Source organism: Flagellimonas meridianipacifica (genome assembly GCF_003001695.1).
GTDB lineage: Bacteria > Bacteroidota > Bacteroidia > Flavobacteriales > Flavobacteriaceae > Flagellimonas > Flagellimonas meridianipacifica.
On the sequence record NZ_PVYX01000001.1, the window covers coordinates 386,392 to 409,264 of the forward strand.

At 39.9% G+C, this 22,873-nt stretch carries 17 protein-coding genes; 12 read left to right on the forward strand and 5 right to left on the reverse strand.

The annotated features are described in order from the left end of the window. Positions 1-21 precede the first annotated feature (21 nt). The 3 genes from mreC to rodA all read left to right on the forward strand — a co-directional run bounded on the left by mreC (position 22) and on the right by rodA (position 4,530). On the forward strand, positions 22-837 hold the full coding sequence (gene mreC, locus CLV81_RS01660; protein WP_106143328.1) for a rod shape-determining protein MreC: 816 nt from the start codon (positions 22-24) through the stop codon (positions 835-837). A 551-nt stretch (positions 838-1,388) separates the two neighbouring features. Beyond that, on the forward strand, positions 1,389-3,257 hold the full coding sequence (locus tag CLV81_RS01670) for a peptidoglycan D,D-transpeptidase FtsI family protein (protein WP_106143330.1): 1,869 nt from the start codon (positions 1,389-1,391) through the stop codon (positions 3,255-3,257). Then, complete coding sequence (gene rodA / locus CLV81_RS01675) at positions 3,247-4,530, forward strand: rod shape-determining protein RodA (RefSeq protein ID WP_106143331.1); 1,284 nt, start codon at positions 3,247-3,249, stop codon at positions 4,528-4,530. Before CLV81_RS01670 ends, rodA begins: the two co-directional genes overlap by 11 nt. Here rodA and CLV81_RS01680 read toward each other — a convergent pair. Further along, entirely contained in the window at positions 4,527-5,327 is an 801-nt protein-coding gene (locus tag CLV81_RS01680) for a DNA/RNA non-specific endonuclease (protein ID WP_106143332.1), read from the reverse strand. The two genes, rodA and CLV81_RS01680, sit on opposite strands and share 4 nt — an antisense overlap. An 86-nt stretch (positions 5,328-5,413) precedes the next feature. Continuing rightward, positions 5,414-7,522: a carboxy terminal-processing peptidase gene (locus tag CLV81_RS01685; protein WP_106143333.1), complete on the reverse strand. Its 2,109-nt coding sequence runs from the start codon at positions 7,520-7,522 to the stop codon at positions 5,414-5,416. Positions 7,523-7,723: 201 nt separating this feature from the next. On the opposite strand from CLV81_RS01685, the gene surE reads away from it, so the two are divergent. Genes surE through CLV81_RS01710 form a run of 5 tightly spaced genes read left to right on the forward strand, consistent with a single transcriptional unit; the run spans position 7,724 to position 12,487 of the window. Next, a complete protein-coding gene (gene surE / locus CLV81_RS01690) occupies positions 7,724-8,503 on the forward strand; it encodes a 5'/3'-nucleotidase SurE (protein ID WP_106143334.1) in 780 nt (259 codons plus the stop codon). Then, entirely contained in the window at positions 8,493-8,780 is a 288-nt protein-coding gene (locus tag CLV81_RS01695) for a hypothetical protein (RefSeq protein ID WP_106143335.1), read from the forward strand. The genes surE and CLV81_RS01695 overlap by 11 nt, the downstream gene beginning before the upstream one ends. A gap of 18 nt (positions 8,781-8,798) precedes the next feature. Continuing rightward, positions 8,799-9,911, forward strand: coding sequence for a lipid-A-disaccharide synthase (lpxB, locus tag CLV81_RS01700; RefSeq protein WP_106143336.1), 1,113 nt, complete (start codon positions 8,799-8,801; stop codon positions 9,909-9,911). Positions 9,912-9,944: 33 nt separating this feature from the next. Further along, positions 9,945-10,490, forward strand: a complete 546-nt coding sequence (locus CLV81_RS01705; protein ID WP_106143337.1) for a C40 family peptidase — start codon at positions 9,945-9,947, stop codon at positions 10,488-10,490. Next, entirely contained in the window at positions 10,490-12,487 is a 1,998-nt protein-coding gene (locus CLV81_RS01710; RefSeq protein ID WP_106143338.1) for a ComEC/Rec2 family competence protein, read from the forward strand. Before CLV81_RS01705 ends, CLV81_RS01710 begins: the two co-directional genes overlap by 1 nt. Before the next feature lie 9 nt (positions 12,488-12,496). Here CLV81_RS01710 and CLV81_RS01715 read toward each other — a convergent pair whose 3' ends face one another. Together CLV81_RS01715 and CLV81_RS01720 are read right to left on the reverse strand one after the other, a co-directional pair. Next, on the reverse strand, positions 12,497-14,026 hold the full coding sequence (locus tag CLV81_RS01715) for a peptide MFS transporter (RefSeq protein WP_106143339.1): 1,530 nt from the start codon (positions 14,024-14,026) through the stop codon (positions 12,497-12,499). Between the two features lie 15 nt (positions 14,027-14,041). After that, on the reverse strand, positions 14,042-16,201 hold the full coding sequence (locus CLV81_RS01720) for a S9 family peptidase (protein WP_106143340.1): 2,160 nt from the start codon (positions 16,199-16,201) through the stop codon (positions 14,042-14,044). A 144-nt stretch (positions 16,202-16,345) separates the two neighbouring features. Here CLV81_RS01720 and CLV81_RS01725 point away from each other — a divergent pair, with 144 nt between their 5' ends. From CLV81_RS01725 to CLV81_RS01740, 4 genes are all read left to right on the forward strand, one after another. Continuing rightward, complete coding sequence (locus CLV81_RS01725; RefSeq protein ID WP_106143341.1) at positions 16,346-17,659, forward strand: hydroxymethylglutaryl-CoA reductase, degradative; 1,314 nt, start codon at positions 16,346-16,348, stop codon at positions 17,657-17,659. Continuing rightward, positions 17,660-18,571 (forward strand): GYDIA family GHMP kinase, encoded by a 912-nt coding sequence (locus tag CLV81_RS01730; RefSeq protein ID WP_106143342.1) that lies wholly within the window; start codon positions 17,660-17,662, stop codon positions 18,569-18,571. 173 nt (positions 18,572-18,744) lie between these two features. Continuing rightward, positions 18,745-20,034, forward strand: coding sequence for a DUF2157 domain-containing protein (locus tag CLV81_RS01735; protein ID WP_106143343.1), 1,290 nt, complete (start codon positions 18,745-18,747; stop codon positions 20,032-20,034). Then, complete coding sequence (locus CLV81_RS01740) at positions 20,024-20,608, forward strand: GDYXXLXY domain-containing protein (RefSeq protein WP_106143344.1); 585 nt, start codon at positions 20,024-20,026, stop codon at positions 20,606-20,608. The genes CLV81_RS01735 and CLV81_RS01740 overlap by 11 nt, the downstream gene beginning before the upstream one ends. 62 nt (positions 20,609-20,670) lie before the next feature. Here CLV81_RS01740 and CLV81_RS01745 read toward each other — a convergent pair whose 3' ends face one another. Next, positions 20,671-22,791, reverse strand: coding sequence for a peptidylprolyl isomerase (locus tag CLV81_RS01745; RefSeq protein ID WP_106143345.1), 2,121 nt, complete (start codon positions 22,789-22,791; stop codon positions 20,671-20,673). Positions 22,792-22,873: the final 82 nt, after the last annotated feature.

Sequence of the window (22,873 nt, forward strand, 5' to 3'; positions counted from 1 at the left end):
CTATTCTAACCCAACGATTGCATGCAGCGCATCATCAATTTTATACTCAACTATAGAAATTCGTTCCTCTATGGTTTCTTGGCTTTGATTGCGTTGATACTTACTATTCGTTCACATTCCTACCATCAATCGAGGTTTTTTAACTCTTCAAAATGGATTACCGGAAAAGTGTATGGAAGTGCGGAGAGTGTATCCGGTTATTTTTCCCTTAGGGAAGAAAATTCAAAATTGGTCCAAGAGAATGAACGTTTAAGGAGGTTGCTTTTCAACTCACCTGATGAAATCCAGCAGACTTTGGATACTACCCAACTGGAGTATACGGTTACCAATGCCAAGGTCATCAAAAACAGTTTTTCGTCGCCTAGAAATTATTTGACCATCAGCAAAGGCAGAAATTCCGGGATAGAACAAGATATGGGGGTGATAACCACTCGTGGTATTCTGGGCATCGTAGAAAATATCTCATCCAACTTTTCGACTGTACAAAGTGTACTGAACACTAAATCAAACATCAATGCCAAAATAAAAAACACGGACTATTTCGGGTCTTTGGTCTGGGATGCCCGTGATTACGATGTAGTGCAGTTGGTGGATATCCCAAGACTTGTTCCTTTAGTAGTAGGAGACACCATTGTTACCGGTGCCATGTCCAGTATTTTTCCTGAAAACATCCCTATTGGAGTAATCAAAAAGTATGATTTAAATGCTTCAAAGAGTTTCTATAATATTGATGTTGAACTATTTAATGACATGGCCAATGTCAAGAATGTTTATCTAATCAAAAATAAAAACAGAAGAGAAATCAAGGAATTAGAGCAACTGACTACAGATGAATAACGCTGTTTTCTTAAATATTCTACGGTTTGTACTACTTGTTCTTACACAGGTACTGATTTTCAATACCCTTAATTTTCTGGATTCCATCAATCCGATGGTCTATGTGATCTTTCTATACTGGTTCCCCATAAAGGGCAATAGAGCCGTTTTTCTTGTTACAGCTTTTTTGTTGGGTCTAATTATTGACATTTTTTCGGACACCCTAGCACTGCACACATTCGCCACTTTGACTGCCGCTTTTATTAGACCACTAATTATGCGATTCTGTTTTGGGGTCAACTATGAATTTCAAAACTTTAGTTTTAAGAATACCACGAAGGTTCAACGACTTACCTTTTTGGGTTTCTTGGTACTGGCACATCATTTAATATTCTTTTCGCTAGAAATTTTAAGTTTATCGCATATCCTCTTAATTTTGAAGAAATTTGTTACCACTAGCTTGGTCACATTTTTCCTATGTGCCATGTTTAGTTCACTTTTTAGCCCCAAAAGCGAATAAACCCAGCATAATTTCGTTAGAAAAATATAGGGTTATTTATTAGGTCTGACATATGAAAAAACTATTACTTTCTTCTGTAGTCATCATCGTTGGTTTTGTTTTCATAAGCCGCTTGTCCTATCTGCAGCTTTTTAGTTTTTCTCCAGATCAAACCCTTGAAGACCCGGCAATAAAAGCGATTTATGATTATCCGGAAAGAGGATATGTATATGACCGCAATGGAGAGCTCCTTGTAGGGAATCAGCCTGCTTATGATGTGATGGTCATTCCAAGAGAAGTTCAACCCTTGGACACTTTGGAGTTTTGCCGTTTATTGGGCATTGACAAAGAGGCGTTCATCTCCAAGATGAAAAAGGCAAGAACATATTCTCCAAGGCTTCCTTCTGTTCTTGTACCTCAGCTTTCCAAGGAAGACTATGCAGGCCTGCAAGAAAAAATGCGGCATTTTGAAGGGTTCTATATCCAAAAGAGATCTCTGCGATACTACGCTACCAATAGTGCTGCCAATGTTTTAGGATACATTAGTGAAGTAAACGAAAGGGACCTTCAGAACAATCCATACTATGTAGCAGGGGAACTGAAGGGACGAACTGGAATTGAGAAACAATATGAAGAAACGCTAAGAGGGCGTAAAGGAGTAAAATATATTCAAAAAGACCGTTTTAATAGAGATATAGGTCCATATAAAGCAGGTAAACTGGATACACTTCCCCAGCAAGGAAAGGAAATTAGGATTACCCTCGATAAAACATTGCAGGAATATGGTGAACGTTTGATGCATGGTAAAAGAGGGGGCATAGTGGCATTGGAACCTAAAAGTGGTGAAATTTTGGCCATGATTTCCGGACCTACCTATGACCCAGCACTCCTGGTTGGAAGAGAACGTTCCAGAAATTACACTAAACTTCACTACGACACCATTTCCAAGCCTACGTGGGACCGTTCCATTTTGGCGGAACCATCACCTGGATCACCATTCAAAACCTTGAACGCCTTAGTCGCCTTACAGGAAGGTGTAATTGACCCTTCTACCAAATTTAGGTGCTACAATGGGTTTTATGTGGGCGGTACGAAAAGAGGCTGTCACTGTGGTGGTGGCATGCGAGATATGAATTCTGGAATTTATCAATCCTGTAATGCCTATTTTGCTGGTACATTCAGGAAAATTTATGACAAGTATCCAACCACAGATGAAGGGATGGATGTTTGGGTAAAGCATATGAAAAGCTTCGGTTTGGGAGGTTATCTGGGCACCGATTTGCCTACAGGCCGTCCTGGGCGTATTCCAGACAGAGCTTATTATGATAGAGCATATGGAGATAATAGATGGGCATCATCCTTCATCATTTCCAATTCAATTGGCCAAGGTGAGGTCGCTGCCACGCCATTGCAATTGGCCAATATGACGGCCGCCATAGCCAACCGCGGCTATTTCTTCACCCCGCATATCATTAAGAGTGTAGGTAATAGTGGATCTATTAATCCCAGATTTACCGAACCCAGATATACCACCATTGACAGGAAGCATTTTGAACCCGTAGTTGAAGGTATGGCCAATGTATACAAATATGGAACAGCACGTTGGGTTCAAATTCCAGGAATAGAAATTGCGGGAAAAACGGGAACCGTCGAAAACTTTGTCCGCATCAATGGTGAACGAATGCAATTGACAGACCACTCCGTTTTTGTAGCTTTTGCTCCCGTGGAGAACCCTAAAATCGCGCTAGCAGTTTATATCGAAAATGGATATTATGGAGCGCGATATGCAGGACATATTGCTTCCCTATTAATTGAAAAATATGTGAAGGGAGAAATTACCCGAAAGGATTTGGAAAAAAGAATGTTGGAGAAAACCTTGGAACACGAATACGCCAAACCGTATAGTGGGGAACCTTTCAAGATAAACGAGTATGTCTGGTAGAGGACTGGTTAAGAGGATAGATTGGATTACCGTTTTTTTGTACGCCTTTTTGGTCTTTATAGGTTGGATCAATATCTATTCCACCACGTTGACCAATCCAGAAGCTTCCATTTTTGACTTTTCCACGCTCTATGGAAAGCAATTGTTCTTCATCTTACTCTCTTTAGGGGTAATTGTTTTCGTTCTGTTCGTGGAAACCAGCTTTTTTGAACGCTTTGCTTCTATCTTTTACATTTCATCTTTGGTTCTTTTAATCGGACTTTTTCTTTTTGGAAAAACCATAGCTGGTGCTACCTCATGGTACGATTTGGGCTTTTTCAACCTGCAACCCTCTGAACTTGCCAAAGTAACCACAGCATTGGCATTGGCGAAATACTTGAGCGATATTCAAACCGATATCAGAAACAGAAAACACCAACTCTATGCGGTTCTTATCATCCTTTTGCCAGCACTGCTAATCTTACCGCAGCCCGATCCTGGGAGTGCTTTGATTTATTTCTCACTTTTCTTTGTACTGTTCAGGGAAGGATTTCCACTTTACTACTTAGGCATTTTAATAATTGTTGTAGTGCTTTTTGCTACTACGCTTATGTTTGGTACCGTTTGGATTGGTATTGGTTTAGGAACTTTAACCGTTCTTACGTTTCTCTTTAAAAAGAAATCGACCAAAATTCCAATACTGCCTCTTAGCATTGCGCTGGTTGTTGCCATACTCTTTTCACTTTCGGTGAATTTTGTGTATGAAAACATATTCGAACAGCGGCACAGAGATCGATTCGCCCTATGGTTGAGCTTGGAAAAAGATGAAAACAAGCTGGAGGAAATCCGAAAAACCATAGGTTACAATACCTATCAATCTGAAAAAGCAATTGAATCAGGTGGTTTTTTTGGAAAAGGGTTTTTGGAAGGCACGCGCACTAAAGGAGATTTTGTACCGGAACAACATACGGACTATATTTTTAGCTCTGTGGGTGAAGAATGGGGTTTCATGGGAACAACGACCGTGATTATACTATTTTCGCTCTTCTTTCTTAGGTTGATTTATGTGGCAGAAAGACAGAAAAATGATTTTTATCGCATGTATGGTTATGGGGTAATATCAATTCTGCTGATGCACTATTTCATCAATATTGGAATGGTAATCGGCCTTCTACCCACCATTGGAGTACCGCTACCTTTTTTCAGCTATGGTGGGTCAGGGCTAATGTTCTTTACCTTGTTATTGTTTATCTTTCTGAAACTGGATTCTAATAGACTTCGTGACGGCATTTAGAACTTCCAATTGGAAAGTTCTACTCTAGATTCCAATTGATTCTGCCAGTCCTTAGGTTGCTCATAAAAGAAATCAATATTAGTTTGCCGTTCTATTTCATCCAAGGTAACCACAAAATCCTGTAAGGGTAAATCGCTCTCTTGATTGGGCATAACAAATGAGATTATTTCAACTCCATCTGCAGTTTCCCGATATATGATTTTATAAAAATATCGAGGCACATCGACATCTTCCTCCCCTATTTCCTCAAGTCCCCTTTCCAGAATCCCTCCGGTGATTACCACCAAATCACCATACTTCTTGCACCAATATCGCACTTGCTGTTCCAATCTATTCCAAATTCCTGCATTGAAGTCTCTGTCCTGGGGACTTATATTACTTGTATAAAATGTTTCATTATACGCTTGTTCCGAAAACCTACGATCCCCTGCAGGAACCAAATGTCCTCTGTCGTACCCCGAGCCTCTGTAATTACGCCAATCAGCAGATTTGGATTTTACTTCCGGGTCTTCAATAAAATAAGGCCTCCTTCTGTCATCATTGGTAAGATGTTCTCTTTTGAGCGAATAGGCAACCCATTCTGCTTGTTCATGGGGCTCACTGTAAGAAAATGTGTAATATTCATGACTCACAATATTGCCATAGGTGGAGCTAGGGTAGAGGATATTGTCAATTTTTTCTTCCTTCTTTGATTTGTCCTTTACTGAATATGTATCAGGAGTATAAAAGTTCTCAAAAAGCCAGAAACCTACAATACAGATAATTAGTAGAAGTGTATATACCGTTCTTCTGCTCATAAACCGCAAAGTAGCAAAATGAAATGATTGGCAAACAAAAAACCGACCTCCTTAGGTCGGTTTTTAAACTCATAGAAGATAGAATTTTATCCTTTAACGCTGGCAAGTCTTCGCTCAGCGCCCTTGATATTATTCAACTTTAAGTCTTTCAGAACATTGATGGCCTCCTCTACATAAATGTCTTTTGCCAAATTCTTGTGCCAACGGTTACGTTTTTCACGAAGCACTGAATCTTGGGTAAACAACTCAGTCTCGTATTTTAATGATTCAAAGGTCAGCTCAGAATCGTAATCTCTCAAGCTTTTGAATTGCTCGGATTTTTTCTTCGCTTTTTCCTCACGCTGCTTATAAGCGTCATAATTCAACGAAACTGTGGTTTCATCTTGCTGTTCTTTCAGCCATTTGGCATTTTCTTCAATCAATTCTATATACGGATTTTCAGACATTCTTTTTTTGCTATTGGCAATGGTGGTCTCAAAATCAATGTAACCATCCCAAGCCTCATAATCCGCTGCTGAAATCCTATCCCATTCCAATGGGTTTTCCTGGTCTCTCTCGCCCAAATCAATATAGCTGTATCGGTCTGGAACGACAATATCACTCTTAACCCCTTCCAATTGAGTTGAACCTCCGTTGATTCTATAAAATTTTTGAGTAGTCAATTTTATGGCTCCCAAATTTCCGTGCTCATTACTTCGCACAATGTTATCAAGTGGAATCACATTTTGAACGGTTCCCTTACCAAAAGTCTGCTTACTACCAATTACAACTGCTCTTTTATAATCCTGCATAGCGGCTGCCAAGATTTCCGAAGCTGATGCGGACAGTTCATTAACCAATATTACCAATGGACCATCCCACTGGATTCTTTCATCCTTATCCTCATGAACTTCTTTGCGTTGACCGGATGATCTTACTTGCACAATAGGTCCATCTTTAATGAACAGACCCGCCATATCCACAACGGTTTTCAAAGAACCTCCACCATTGTCCCTTAAATCAAGGATAATTCCTTCAACACCTTCCTCTTTAAGTCGTTCCACTTCTTTGGCTACGTCGGTGGCCGCGTTTCTTTCTGTGTAATCCTCAAAATCCACATAAAACTTAGGAAGATTAATCAATCCATACTTATTGCCTTCTTCTTTGACTGTGGCGGATTTAGCATAGGATTCTTCAAGCATAACCACATCTCTGGTTATGGAAACCTCTTCAATTGTTCCATCAACTCGACGCACGGTCAAATCCACAATGGAACCTTTAGGGCCTTTTATAAGTTTAATGGCATCATCCAAACGCATACCCACAATATCCGTTGGTTCTTCACCATCTTGTCCTACTTTTAGTATTTCATCACCTACCTCGAGGCTTTGTTCTCTCCAAACAGGACCTCCAGAAATGATTTCAACAACTTTAGCTCCTTCTGGTTTTTTCTGTAATCTGGCACCAATACCTTCAAACTTACCGGACATACCTATATCAAACCTTTCTTTATCATCGGGTGCGAAATAATAGGTATGAGGGTCAAACTCATCCACTATGGTGTTGATGTATTGAACAAACCAATCCTTACGCTCTAAATCATTGACAAAGTCAAAGAATTCACTTAAGGTATTTTCCGTAGTTTTTCTTGCCTCAGCTTCCAACTCAGATTCAGACAAGTTATCCTCATTCTCATTAAGCTTGTTATCATACACCCCTAAGGTATTGTACTTAAGTTGTTGCCTCCACCTTTCACGTAGTTGCTTCTTACTGGCGGCGAACTCCTGATCTTTGTAGTCTATGTTGATGGTTTCCTGCTTGCTATAGTCAAAAGGAGTTTCCAAAACATCTTTGTAAATCTCTTCAGCTTCTCCCATCCGCTTCATGAGTCGTTGGTACACAATGTTGAAGAAAGTGATATCGGTATTCTTGATTTCGTCATCAATCATGAACCGGTACTTTTCAAATTCCCTAAGGTCACTTGCCAAGAAATAACGCTTAGTCGGGTCAAGAATATCAATGAAATCATCAAAGACATTGGAAGAAAAACTATCATTAAGGTTTTTGGGCTCATAATGCCCCTTTTCCAGCACATAAGTAATCAAATCCAACAACAACTTATCCTTGTCATCGTTTTCGAAAGATTTATTTGTAAAGCTGCACGATGCTACAGCTACCAGAATCACTAAAAATGCCAGCGTGAAATTCTTTTTCATAAAAGTGGTATTTGTTGGGTGCAAATACGATGGGCTTACCTCACCAAATCCGCGTTACATTAATCTTTTTTCTTTTTCTATGAATTCCCTAAGATACTGAAAAAACCATGCCAGAAGGGAAGACCCCGTATAATTTTTTGTTAAACGAGCTCGTCTTCATATCCCTATGAAAACGTATTTTTGGACCGTTAATTATATAAAATGGATAAACCGCTCATTTTAGTGACAAATGATGATGGAATAACGGCTCCCGGTCTACGTGCCTTGATAAAAACCATGAAGGATATTGGGGATGTCATTGTGGTCGCCCCCGACAGCCCACAAAGTGGTATGGGGCATGCAATTACCATTGACAATACCTTGTATTCTAAAAAGGTTGTGATTGATACCGAACAGGGCGCTCCAGCCGAATATAGTTGTAGCGGAACACCAGCTGATTGCGTAAAACTGGCCCTTCAGGAAATCTTGGACCGTAAACCGGATATTTGTGTGAGTGGAATCAACCATGGTTCCAATTCGTCTATCAACGTAATCTATTCTGGGACCATGAGCGCAGCCATTGAAGCGGGTATTGAAGGAGTTCCCGCCATAGGTTTTTCACTATGCGATTATTCTTGGGACGCCAATTTTGAACCGGCTTTGAGGGCTGTCAAAAAAATTGTATCCCAAGCCCTGAGCTATGGCATTCCGAAAGGAACCGTTCTCAATGTAAACATTCCCAAATCAGATATCGAACCCAAAGGAATAAAGGTCTGTAGGCAGGCGAGGGCCAACTGGAAAGAAAAATTTGATAAAAGAACAAGCCCAACCGGAAAGGATTACTATTGGCTTACAGGGGAGTTTGAACTATTGGACAAGGGTGAGGATACTGATGAGTGGGCCTTGGCAAATGGATACGTTTCCGTGGTTCCTACCCAGTTTGATCTCACCGCGCATCACATAATTCCACAAATTAATAATTGGAGTTTAAATGAATCGTAAAAAAGAAATTATCATAGGTTTTGTGTTAGGAATTATTGCAAACACCATAGGAACCCTTTTGTATATTTTGTTGTTTTCGGACTTGGGAATTATAGAAACCTACAGCGCTGCCGTGGAGCAAGGACATATTGGCAGTTTATTGGCGTTGGGAGCCATTTTAAATCTTGTTGCGTTTTTCGGTTTCCTACGGCTAAAACGGGATTACCGTGCAAGGGGTGTTATGATTGCCACATTGCTAACCGCTTTGATAATCCTATATTATAAATTAACAGGCTGATACTGAATCCTCTTTGTAATGAAGTACTATATAATTGCTGGCGAAGCCTCCGGAGACCTGCATGGTTCCAACCTCATCAAAGCCCTTAAAGAGCAGGATACCTCTGCACAAATTCGTTGTTGGGGCGGGGATTTGATGCGTAGCGCAGGTGGCGAGTTGGCCAAACATTACAAGGATATGGCCTTTATGGGATTTTTGGAGGTCATCAAAAATATCCCGACCATCTTTAAAAACATTCGATTTTGCAAAGAAGACATACAGCGGTTTAATCCAGATTTGGTTGTCTTTATTGATTTTTCCGGATTTAATCTCAGGATTGCCAAATGGGCCAAAAGCCAGGGATTTTCCACTAATTATTACATTTCCCCGCAAATATGGGCATCACGCGAAGACAGAATCAAAAAAATCAAAAGAGACATTGACCATATGTATGTCATTCTTCCTTTTGAAAAGGATTTTTATGAAAAAAAGCATGGATATCCCGTCGATTTTGTCGGACACCCTTTGATTGATGCCATCGCAAATACTTCAATCCAAGACGAAGCCGTCTTTAGAAGAAATAATAATCTAGATAGCAATAAACCCATCATTGCTTTGTTACCAGGAAGTCGGAAACAGGAAGTTCAAAAGATGCTATCTATCATGCTTTCGGTTCAAAAAAAGTATTCCGAGTATCAATTTGTAATCGCTGGGGCTCCCAGTTTATCTGATGAGTTCTACGCCACCTTTAAGGAAGGAAACACCGTAGGATTTGTATCCAACCAAACCTATGCCCTCCTTACATATGCTCACGCTGCACTGGTAACCAGCGGCACGGCAACTTTAGAAACTGCTCTTTTTAATGTTCCCCAAGTAGTGTGCTACAAAGGGAATTGGATTTCATACCAAATCGCCAAACGCATTATTACTTTGGACTATATATCATTGGTCAATCTAATCATGGACAAGGAAGTGGTCAAAGAATTGATTCAAGATGACTTAACCACCACTAACCTCAGAAACGAGCTCACCAAAATTCTAGATGGGCCGGAACGAGAGAGGATTTTAAAGGACTATACGCTATTAAAACAGAAGTTAGGTGGACAAGGAGCCAGTCAAAAAGCGGCACAATTACTCATCAAAAATGCTTAGATTTACGTTCCAAGAAGTAAATTGTATTCTTGGATGTTGCGAAAAATAATTGGTTTGCTTTGCATTTTTGCAGTAATAAGCTGCGGAACGAGCAAAAAACGAACGTACAGCAAGACCCGAACCGTCACGGTAGAGGGGTCATCCGAGGAGACTAACCTCACTCCGAAGATTTCCAAAAGGGAAAAAAAGAAGAACCAAAAGGCCAAGGACATCATTGCCACGGCCATGACCTTTAATGGTACCCGATATAAATTTGGAGGGACAACAAGAAAAGGTATGGATTGTTCAGGACTTGTATATGCGAGTCTAAAGGAACATGAGATTATTTTTCCACGCACGTCATATCAAATGGCCGAAGTGGGAAAGCGAATTAAAGTTGGACAGGTTCAGAAAGGAGACCTGCTTTTTTTTAAGACCAGTAAAAGCGGAAAACGCATCAACCATGTTGGATTGGTAGTCGACGTAAAAGGAGACGATATCAAGTTCATACACTCCACAACCTCACGTGGCGTGATAGTCTCTTCCCTAAGGGAAGGGTTCTGGAACTACTCCTTTGTGAAGGCGACTCGAATCCTATAATGCGAATTTTTGATTTTGTATCGGTCAAACTGACCTTACTATTGATTTTTGGGATAATCTTGGGGTTCTACTTGGAACCTCAATTGCTATCCATATTCCTTATTTTGATTTTGTCCCTTGCCCTATTGGGTTGGACGTGGCGGATTCAAAAATTCTTTTTATGGCCATTGGCATCTTCAATGGTTTGCATCGGTATTTTCATTACCGCCATTGCTCTTGGACAAGCACTACCAAATCACTACTCCCATTTTGATATGGAAGAGACTGGTGTTTGGCAACTAAAAATCATTGAAGTCCTTAAACCAAATCCCTATCAAGAACGATATATTGCCAAAGTCAATGCTTTTGAAAGAAAGCAATGTATTGGAAAGCTGATTCTGAATATTTCAAAGGATTCCTCATTAATACCTTTTCAAGTGGATAATGAAGTAGTCCTCTTGGCTAAACTTGATGAGCTTCAATCTCCTTTGAACCCACATCAGTTTGATTACAAAGACTATTTGAAGAAACAGGGAATTCATCACAAAATCACAATTTCTCCTGAGTCTATTTTAAAAAAGAAAAAAACCAGAGGCTCACTCTTCGGAACAGCAATGAAAATTAGGGAAAGTATCATAAAAAATCTATCCCAAGAAAAATTTGGCAAAGATGAATTTGGGGTTATCCAGGCTCTTTTGTTGGGAAAAAGAGATGATATTTCCGAAGAAACCTACACCAATTATAAAAATGCAGGGGCGGTACATATTTTGGCTGTCTCCGGGTTGCATGTGGGTGTACTTCTCTTGTTATTTCAATTTTTACTTAAGCCATTGACCTTTCTTCCCAAGGGAGAGACCATACACTTGGGCACCGTAGTTCTTTTGCTTTGGGCCTATGCTTTTCTTGCAGGATTATCTCCATCTGTAGTAAGAGCGGTGACCATGTTTTCTTTCTTAGCCTACGCTCAATACCTTAATAGACCAACAAATTCATTTAACATCATTGCACTTTCCATGTTCTTCATTTTGTTGATGCATCCTTTGGTCCTATTTCAGGTAGGTTTTCAAATGAGTTACGCTGCGGTGTTTGCCATTGTATGGATTTATCCCAAGCTACAACGATTTTGGTTTCCAGACCATTTTCTGGTTCGGAAAACTTGGCAGCTATTCTCGGTTAGTCTAGCAGCACAACTTGGCGTACTACCCATTAGCCTATTCTACTTTCATCAGTTCCCTATATTATTTTTTGTTTCCAATTTATTGATTATTCCCTTTTTGGGAGTCATTTTAGGAACCGGTATTTTAACCATGATTCTTTCATTGGCAAACCTTCTTCCCGAACCATTGGTCATTGGTTATAATTATAGTATTCGAATAATGAACGCTATCGTTTCTTGGGTAGCGGACCAGGAAAGCTTTGTGTTCAAGGAAATTCCATTGGATGGCTTTCAAATGACCCTATTGTATGTTTTATTTATCAGCTTTGTGCTGGTTTTATCAAAACCTAAATTTAAATCTGTTTTGATGTTAAGTCTTGCCGTCATTGGGTTACAGGTTTTAGGTGTAAGAAGAGCGTTCCATCTTCAAAACAGCGCCAAATACCTTATTGTACATTCATCAAAAGCATCTGTATTGCTTCATCAGCATGAAAAGCACCTGACTTCGTATACTTCGGATAGTACTTTAGTAGAAAAGATGACCATAAACTTTAAAATTGGAGAGCATTTGGAATTGATGGAAAACAAGTCCATCGGAAACGCTCTTCGTATCAATTCAAAACAGATATATCGGGTGGATAGTTTCGCAGTCTTTCCCATTAAAAAAGATATAGACGTGCTATGGCTTTCCCAATCCCCAAAAATCAATTTGGAGCGTTGGCTGGATTCCTTGAAACCAAAAAAAGTGATTATGGATGGAACAAATTACAGGACCCACATAAAGCAGTGGAAGAAAACATGCATAAACAAAAAAATCCCTTTCCACGATACCCGTGAAAAGGGAGCTTATGTATTTAAATAGTCCCAATCCCTAAGAACTCATATCTACTTCTTGGTCTTCTGCTCCATGTGTCAGTCTTTTCAAAGGCTTCATGAGAAGGAGTACTAAAATCCCAAACAAAACCGCAAAAAGAAAAAGGCCTCCAAAGACTTTTAACTCACCGGCCTTTACTGAACTTTCACCTATTATACCAGCAACCTTGTTTCCTAATCCAGTTGCTGCCCAATACACACCCATCATTAATGCCATATATCTGGCGGGGGCCAATTTGGTAAAAAATGACAGTGAAACTGGAGAAAGGCATAATTCCCCTAAAGTGTGGAACAAGTATGCCAAAACCAACCAATACATGGCCGAACTTCCCTGGCTTTCGTATTGAAGTGATGCAAAAACCATATAGGCAAAACCAATACCCATAATTATTACCCCAACTGCCATTTTGAAGAGTGAAGTAGCTTCCTTTCCCTTAAGCTTTCTTCTTGCCCAAAATCCAGCAACGGCAACGGCAAAAAGGATAATAAACCCAGGGTTCGCCGATTGAAACCATGCAGCTGGAACTTCCCAACCTAACAGCATCCTATTGGTTTTTTCTTGGGCGTAAAGATTCATCAGCCCTCCCATTTGTTCAAAACAACCCCAGAATACAATTACCATTAACAAGGAAATGAGCAGCACCACATAACGGTCCTTTTCAACTTTCCCGTTCAGGTTCTTATAAATCATCATCATCATACCCGTAATGAGTGAAAGGAAAATAAAAAGAATTCCAAATCCCCAACTATCTGCCCCTTCGTAGGTAAATCCAGCATAAACTGAATAGGCCAAAAGCAATACCACGATGCCCAATTGTAGTGGCGATTTAAACAGTTGGGAAAAAAGCTCTCCCAAACTGATATCCGAGGATTTTTCCTCTGCCGTGGGCGGATTACCCACATGCACCAAGAATCCTTGTCCATATAAATAAACTATAAGTCCCAAGAGCATTCCTATTCCTGCCATACCAAATCCGTAGTGCCAACCATAAACTTGGGCTACCAATCCAACCGATAGAGAGGCCAAGAAGGAACCTAAATTGATGCCGACGTAGAAAATACTGAATCCTTTATCCCTACGAATATCGTTTTGCTTATATAGGCCTCCAACCATTGTGGAGATATTGGGTTTGAGCATTCCCACGCCCAAAATCACAAAACCAAGACCTGTGTAATAGGCCCATAAATCATCAATGGCCAGAACTCCATGACCTATAGTCAATAATATTGCACCAATGGTCACCGCTTTTTTCTGTCCTAAATATCTATCTGCCAAAAATCCACCGGGAATACTCATTACATAAACCAGCATGGTATACCATCCATACAAGGCCAATGCTTCCGTAACTGTCCATCCTAAACCACTTTGTGGGTCATTTTCCAAGGTTTTTGCGGTCATGTACAATGTGAGCAGCGCACGCATTCCATAATAGGAAAAGCGCTCCCACATTTCTGTAAAAAAGAGCACGTAAAGGCCTACGGGATGTCCAAACAGTTCCCTTTGGTGTTTTGGTTTGATATCTGACATATTGAGTTAGGTTGATTAGAGATTTTCTTTGATGAAGTTGGTCATCTTGGTAAAAAGGTGCAAACGAGTGTTGCCACCATAGATGCCATGATTCTTGTCTGGGTAAATGGCCCATTCAAAATCCTTATTGGCCTGAACCAAAGCTTCTACCATTCGCATGGTGTTTTGAACATGCACGTTGTCATCCCCAGAACCATGTACCAAGAGATACTTTCCCTTCAACAATTCTGGATAATTAAATGGGGAGTTGTCGTCATAACCACTAGCATTCTCCTGAGGTGTTTGCATGTATCGTTCAGTATAAATGGTATCGTAAAAACGCCATGAAGTAACTGGCGCTACAGCTATAGCCATTTCAAATACATCATTTCCTTTTAACAAACAGTTGGTGGACATAAAACCACCATAACTCCAGCCCCAAATTCCCGTTCTAGTTTCATCAATATACGGCAATTCACTTAACTTTTTTGCTGCGGCAATCTGGTCTTCAACTTCATACTTCCCTAACTCTTTTTGTGTCACTTTTTTAAAGTCCCGTCCCTTTAATCCAGTTCCTCTTCCATCTACACAGACGACTATGTATCCTTCGGAAACCAACATTTGATGCCAATAATCGTTAGCGCCAAACCACCTGTTGGCTACCTGTTGCGAACCAGGCCCGCTATATTGGAACATGAAAAGGGGATACTTTTTAGTTTCATCAAAATCCACCGGCTTAATCATATACATATTGAGGTCGTTTCCATTTATGGATATCGTAGAGAATTCCTTTGGACTCAACTCATAGGTCTCCAACTTGCCGTCCAAAACCGAATTATCCTTAATGACCTTTAATTGTTTTCCACTTGATGCTTGATGTAAAGTAAACTGATAAGGTGTAGTGGCACTGGAAAATGTATTTATAAAAAATGTATAATCTGCGCTAAAATCAGCAGCATTTGTTCCTTCTTGTTGGGTAAGTCTCTTTTTGGACTTACCGTTCGTTTTGATGCTATACACATCTCGATTTATGGAACCATTTTCGGTGGATTGATAATAAATCACTTTTCGTTTTCCATCGTATCCATAGTAGTTGGTCACTTCCCAATCTCCTTGGGTCACCTGATTTTTCAATTTTCCGTCACTACCATAAAGGTAGATATGGTTGTGACCATCTGCCTCACTGGTCCAAATGAAGCTATCATCCGCTAAAAATGTAAGATTGTCAGTCACATCTAAATAAGCCTCATCCCTTTCTTCCATTAGTATGCTTACAGAATTATCGTCTGCATTTACAGACAGAAGCTTTAAGTGGTCTTGATGTCGATTTAACGCTTGGACGCTCAAAAATTTTGGACTGTTCATCCACTTAATTCGAGGAATGTAGTAGGCATCACCTAGATCTACATCTGTTGTACTGCCCGAAGCAACATCGTACATATGCAAAGAAACTTTGGCGTTCTCTTCTCCCGCCTTGGGATACTTAAATTCATATTGGAAGGGATATAGCATTTCGCCATAGACATCCATTGAAAAATGAGGGACATTGGTCTCATCAAAACGAAGAAAGGCAATTTTGGAACCATCACTGTTCCATGCAAAAGCCTTTACAAAAGCAAATTCTTCTTCGTATACCCAATCCGTAACCCCATTTATAATAGCGCCATAACTCCCATCATGGGTGATTTGTTTCGTTGTTTTTCCAGCTACATCAAAAATGTAAAGGTTATTGTCCATAACGTACGCCACTTCTGAGCCATCTGGAGAGAGTTCCGGTTCCTGAATTTTATTATCAGAAATTTTGGTAACCCCTTTCGACGCAACGTCATACACATAGTAAATTCCCAAGCGGGATCGTCTAAAAATGGGCTCAACTTCAGTCGCTAGTATTATCTTCGATTCATCAGCACTGAATTCATAGGATGTAAAATTGGGAACGCTTGAACCTGATGCCACTATGGTCTCCACTTTTTGTTGAGTGGTATAGTCGTATTTGTCCAAACTACTGGAACCATCACCTCTATTGAAATTTAGGATGGTATACTGTTTTCCATTTTTCATGGACCGAAGCACATCGAGCTGTTCGGTTCTAAAAGCGCCTCCCCAAATTTCTTCAAGGGATATTTTTGCTTTTTGGGCTATTGTTTGGGATAAAAAACCTATGAAACATAGGCAAAAGAGAATTTTTTTGTACATGGAAGTAATTACATTTAAAATCTACCAAGTTTACTAATATTTATCGGAAATATAAATTTTATTGTTGCCAATGCAACAGTTATTTGCGACTGGCATAATAAAAGTGAACACAATGTTTATATTTTAGCAGCAGAACCAAACGCTATGAAAACGCCCGTTGAAGGATTTTCCAAATTTTCCAAGGATGAAAAAATCCAATGGATTGCCCAAAATTTTACCAAAGACCCCGAAAAGACCGAAGAGTTATTAAAACGATACTGGAATACGAATGGTGAAATACAAAAGGTGCATGACGAATTCATAGAAAACACCATTTCCAATTACTATCTGCCTTTTGCCATAGCTCCCAATTTTCTAATCAATGGGGAATATTATGCCATTCCCATGACCATAGAGGAAAGTTCGGTAGTTGCCGCAGCCAGTAAGGCAGCAAAATTTTGGCTCTCACGCGGAGGGTTCAAAACCGAAGTCTTGGGAACCGAAAAGGTAGGTCAAGTGCATTTTATATTTAAAGGTAATTTTTCAAAACTTTCCCGTTTTTTTTCTGAAATAAAGTCAGAACTTTTTGATAGTACCTCTGATATTACCCAAAGTATGGAAAGAAGAGGGGGAGGTATTACAAACATTGAACTTCGAAATAAAACCGAAGCGATCGACAACTACTTTCAGTTGCACTGCACCTTTGAAACCTTGGATGCCATGGGCGCCAACTTCATCAATTCTTGTTTGGAACAATTTGCAAAAACCTTAAAGGATAAGGCCAATACGTATCCTGGTTTTACTGATGAAGAAAAAGCCATTGAAATCGTGATGAGCATCCTTTCCAACTACGTGCCAAATTGTGTTGTAAAGGCTGAAGTAAGTTGCCTTGTTGAAGCTCTAAACGAAGAGGGGATGCCTCCAAAAGAATTTGCCAACAAAATGGTGCAAGCGGTACAAATTGCGAAAGCCGAACCGTTTAGGGCCGTTACCCATAACAAAGGTATTATGAACGGTATTGATGCCGTAGTGCTTGCGACGGGAAACGATTTTCGTGCTATCGAAGCTGGGATTCATGCCTATGCTGCTAGGGAAGGTTCATATTCAAGTTTGACCCATGCTTCCATTGAGGATGATATCTTCAAGTTTTGGATTGAAATACCCTTGGCTCTAGGTACTGTTGGAGGACTCACTTCTTTGCATCCTTTGGTTAAATTGGCTCTAGAAATCCTTCAAAACCCAACAGCAAAACAATTAATGCAGATTATTGCGGTCGCTGGATTGGCTCAAAATTTTGCGGCCTTGCGCTCTTTAGTTACTACAGGTATCCAAAAAGGGCATATGAAAATGCACTTGCTCAACATATTAAACCAAATGGGAGCCAACGATAATGAGAAGAAAGAATTGGTTGAGTATTTTAAAGAGCGTACAGTGACCAATGCATCTGTTAAAGAAGCACTACAAAACCTCAGGCCTTAGATGCAGCAGGAGTTTTATAGCAATGGAAAATTATTACTATCGGCGGAATACGCTATTTTGGATGGTGCACAAGGTTTGGCCATTCCAACAAAGTATGGACAATCTCTTACTATAAACCCGATTGAAAAACCCATTCTGCTTTGGAAAAGTATCACGCATGACGGAGACATCTGGTTTGAAGCTGAGTTTACGCTTGATAATCTTTCAATTGGCAATACGACAAATGAAGAAGTGGCCAATACCCTTCAAGGATTACTAATTGAAGCCAAGAAACAGAACTCTAATTTCCTGGAAGAACGTATGGGATTTGAAGCTATGTCCCGTTTGACTTTTCCAAGGGATTGGGGACTGGGTAGTTCATCCACTCTTATAAACAACATTGCACAATGGGCCCAAATAGATGCATATCAACTACTATGGAATGCTTTTGGTGGAAGTGGTTATGACATTGCTTGCGCACAATACGATACTCCTATCATGTATAGCTTAAAGAACAAACGACCCATGGTTCAGGCAGTTGCATTTGACCCTCCCTTTAAGGATTCCCTATTCTTTGTATATCTCAACCAAAAACAGAGTAGCAAACAAGCTATTGCTGCCTATCGTCAGCAGTCTTTTGATAAAAACCAATTGATATTGGAAATTAATGGTATCACCCAACAGATGATAAGCTGTGATTCTTTGGATGATTTTATAATACTCCTGGAAAAACATGAATCTCTTCTTTCAAAAGTATTAGGCCTAGAACCGGTAAAATCTAGCCTTTTCCCAGATTTTTCGGGAGCAATTAAGAGCTTAGGCGCTTGGGGAGGGGATTTTGCATTGGTCACCGGTGATGAAAATTCCGTTAATTCCTTTGTGGAAAGGGGTTTTGAAACCGTTCTTCCCTATAATCAGATGGTGCTTACATAGCAATGGTATCTACAAAGCTTTTTCTACAATTCATAAATTTAAACAGGTAGTTTATGAATTCATGAAATCCATAATTCAATGGTTTCATTATATTTCCACTAAATAAGCTCAGGTCCAACCTAACCGAACTCAAAACAATAGAAGGGCTGCCAGCTAATAATCCAATCTGGAATATGAGTATTCTTAAAGATTTAGAGGATTTGGTAAAGGCCAATGTCATCACAGAAGATATTGCCAACAACATTAGGAGTTATTATCAAACTAAGAGCGAAAGCCCATCGTCCAATAGGCTTTTTGTTGTCTTCGGCATACTTGGGGCAATTCTAGTGGGCCTTGGCATCATTTTAATCATTGCCCATAATTGGGATGAGCTTTCAAGATTTACAAAAACATGTTTTGCCTTTTTGCCTTTGGTGCTTGGACAATTACTTTGCTGTTATAGTTTGCTCAAGAAAAGTGGGAGTACAGCATGGAAGGAAAGCACAACTGCTTTTCTGTTTTTTGCAATAGGCGCCAGTATAGCATTGGTAAGTCAGATTTACCATATTCCCGGAGATTTGAGTTCTTTTTTACTGACTTGGATGTTGATTTCGCTTCCCCTTGTTTATGTCATGGGGTCTTCGGTTACTTCCTTGTTTGTGTTGATTGGAATTACGTATTATGCTTGTGAAGTAAGTTACTGGTCCTATCCATACTCCGATTCTTATATGTATTGGTTGATGCTCCTTAGTATTTTGCCTTACTACTATCTTCTTTATAAGAAAAGCCCCAACAGCAATTTTATGGTGCTTCATAACTGGGCAATTCCCTTATCATTAACCATTACGCTTGGAACGTTGGCAGACAAGACCGAAGAGTTGATGTTTGTATCCTATTTCAGCCTCTTTGGAGTGTTTTACTTAGTTGGTGAATTGAATTTCTTTAGCCAACAAAAAACAAGGAACAGCGGCTACCGGACCATTGGTTCTCTGGGTACAATAGTGCTGTTGATGATTTTAAGCTTTGATTGGTTCTGGGAAGATTTAAGACGAAGCGATTTTTTAAATCAAAAAATACTTATTTCCCAGGAGTTTCTGGTCGCGCTTTTGTTATCAACTTTAGCTGGAGTACTGTTATATACCCATTTAAAGAACAAACGCCTAACGAACATCAAACCGCTAGCGCCAATTTTCTTTTTTTTCATACTTGCTTTTGTGCTTGGTCTATTCTCCCCCATTGCCCCAATTCTTATAAATCTCTATGTTTTTGGTTTGGGCTTATTGACAATTCGACAAGGAGTAAGAGAGAATCACTTGGGAATCTTGAATTTTGGACTTATCATTATTACTGTGCTAATCGCATGCAGGTTTTTTGATACTGACTTGAGCTTTGTTGCCAGAGGGATTTTATTCGTTTCTGTTGGAGCGGGATTCTTCATAACCAACTATTGGATGTTAAAAAAGAGGAAAAACCATGACACCTAAAAAAGCTACATTTTCACTATTCATCCTCATGGTTCTGGTCCAACTTTTTATACCGGCAAAAATGATATGGGACAACGAGGACGTTTTGGAAACTGGAAAAGAGTTCAAGTTCAAGACCGCTCCAATAGACCCTAATGACCCATTTAGGGGCAAGTATATCTTTTTGGATTTTGACAATACCACAGTAGAAATTCCACGCGACCATGGTTGGCATAGAGGTGACGCTGTTTATGTTTCCATTGAAGAAGATAGCGATGGGTTCGCTGCAATTGATTCAATTTGGAAGAAAGAACCAAAACATACCCAAGAATTTGTTCAAGCAAAAGTGGGATTCATCAATCCATATCAAGCTGATAGGGTTACCATGGATGTCAGATATCCTTTTGAACGATTTTATATGGAAGAATCCAAAGCTTACGATGCGGAAATTACATATCGGGAATCTCAAAGGGATACCACAAAAACCACCTATGCTTTAGTGCACGTAAAAGATGGGAACGCCGTTCTTAAAGATGTTTTGATAGATGGGGTTTCAATCAAGGAATTGGTTAATGCCAAACCAGAAACACCTTGATAAAACATCAAAAAAAAGCCCCTTGAAAGGGGCCTTTTTATTCTTATCATTATTATTTTCTATTAATAGAAAGTAGCACGCTTGTCCTCTATTTCCGCCCCTTCTTTAAGAGCATTGTAAACATCGCCATTGACTCTATTGGACGAGCTTGTTTTTAAGGTTTGGGCATAGGTACTAAAATTGTCTATTTCTGGTGCTGCCTCTTTTTTGGTCACCTTTATCATATACACCCCAGTCTCTCCTTTTATAAGTCCTGAAGTTCCATCTTGAGCAAGGGCAAACGCCGTACCCACAACTAGAGGTTCTCTACCTGCTCCTGGTAACGTTGGTGATTTCATGGTCAATGCCGTAGCAGTAGATGCAACCACTCCGTTATCCGATGCAAAGGATTCCATGGATTTACCTTGATTTGCGCTCATCAATTGCTCTGCTTTACGTTCTTTTCTTATTTTGGGTAAAACCGTGGCTGAGGCGTCTTCCGAAGCCATTAGGCCTTCTTTATATTTTTTGGTCAACTGCACTACAGCATAGCCATTGTTAACGTTGAAACGTTTGATGTCACCCACCTTGGTATCATCATTGAAGGCCCACTGTACAATCCCTCTCTGATTGGATAATCCCGGTAGATTTTCATCCAACTCCTTGATTTTATTTACTGGACGAACCGTATAATTGCTTTCTCCCGCAATAGTTGAAAAAGATTCCGCTTCAGCATCCAAAGTAGCCATCTCAAATTTTGTAGCATCGGTAAACAAGGTGTTTATGGTTTCTTCTGAAGGTTCTACTTCCCTTGTAAGCGTAGCCACTTGAATTACATCCTGCTTGTCATCTACTTTAATTACATGGAAACCAAATTGCGTTTCTACCAAACCTACGGTCCCAACGTCATTTCCAAAACAGAAATCATTGAACTCATCTGCCATCACACCTTCTTGAAAATAGCCCAAATCTCCACCTCTAGGTGCTGATGGTCCATCAGAATTATCCCGGGCCAAGGCGGTAAACTGAGCTCCTTCTTCTTTCGCATCTGCCAAAAGCTCGTTTGCTCTTGCCTCAGCCTCTTCTTTGGTTCGTGTTACTTCAGGATTGGCACGTTCTGCACCTTCATAAGTAATAAGGATATGACTTGCCTTTACAGAACCATTGGCTTTTTTATCAACTATCTTGCTCAATTTGAAAAAATCACCATCTCGGTAAGGACCGTGAATCTCTCCAACATTCATAGCCAACAAAGTATCCGCAACAACTGAGGGTAAGTCTTTTTTGGCCTTAAAAATCGTATCAAACTTAGAATCAGAGTTTCTGTCCAAGAAAGCAGCCAAATCTGTTGTGTTTCGGAATCCTGGAATAGTGTCCGTAGTATTGGTTTCCTCAATATACTCAACAGAGTCACCCAAAAGACCTATCAGTTCATCCTCCTTTACTTTCTCATCAGCAGCTGACGCTTTCTCCTCGAAATACACAAAACGAATATCCCTAGCTTTCTCTTGCTTGTATTCATCGGCATGTTCTTTCACATAGGCCTCTATTTCACCCTTGGACACTTGAACGGTGCTATCGGCAATTGAAGTATAAGGTACGCGTGCATATTGAATATCAACCTTTTCATTTGCCATTTTATAGTCAAATTCCCCTTCAGCAAGTGTGGCACCAACACCACCTTTAATAAGGTTAAAGTAAATCTGTTCCTTAGCCGATTGGATAATTATTTCTTCGATTCCCAACCATTCTTCATATCGAGCTGGATTGTTCACGCTCCAATCCGATATCGCAGTTCGGAAAACCTCTTCATTGAAGATTCCATTTTCATCCAAGAAATCCGGAATCTGTGCATAACCTGAAGTTCTTACAAACTCCACAATCTGGTCGCTCTCAACATTGATTCCCAAGTCCTCGAACTGTTGGCCCAAAAGGGCTTTTCTTACTTGTTGCTCATAAACGGTGTTAACCAATTGGGTTGCGGGAAAGTTAGGTCCAAATCTTCTGGAAGCGCTTTCTACTTCTCTTCGAAAATCATCAATGGAAATGGTTTCTCCATTAATCTCGGCTACTGCCGAACCTACTTTTGCCCCTCCAAATTCGTTACTGGTAAAAACTCCTGAGATCACAAATGCGAACAAGGCCAAACCAATAATCAAAATTAGTACGGTAGTTCGTTTTCTGATATTCTCCAATATTGCCATTCTGCGCTAGTTTTCTATATTTCAGTGGGCGAAAATACCATTTTCTTTTCAAATTAGAAAGCTGGAAAAAGATGGTAAAGTG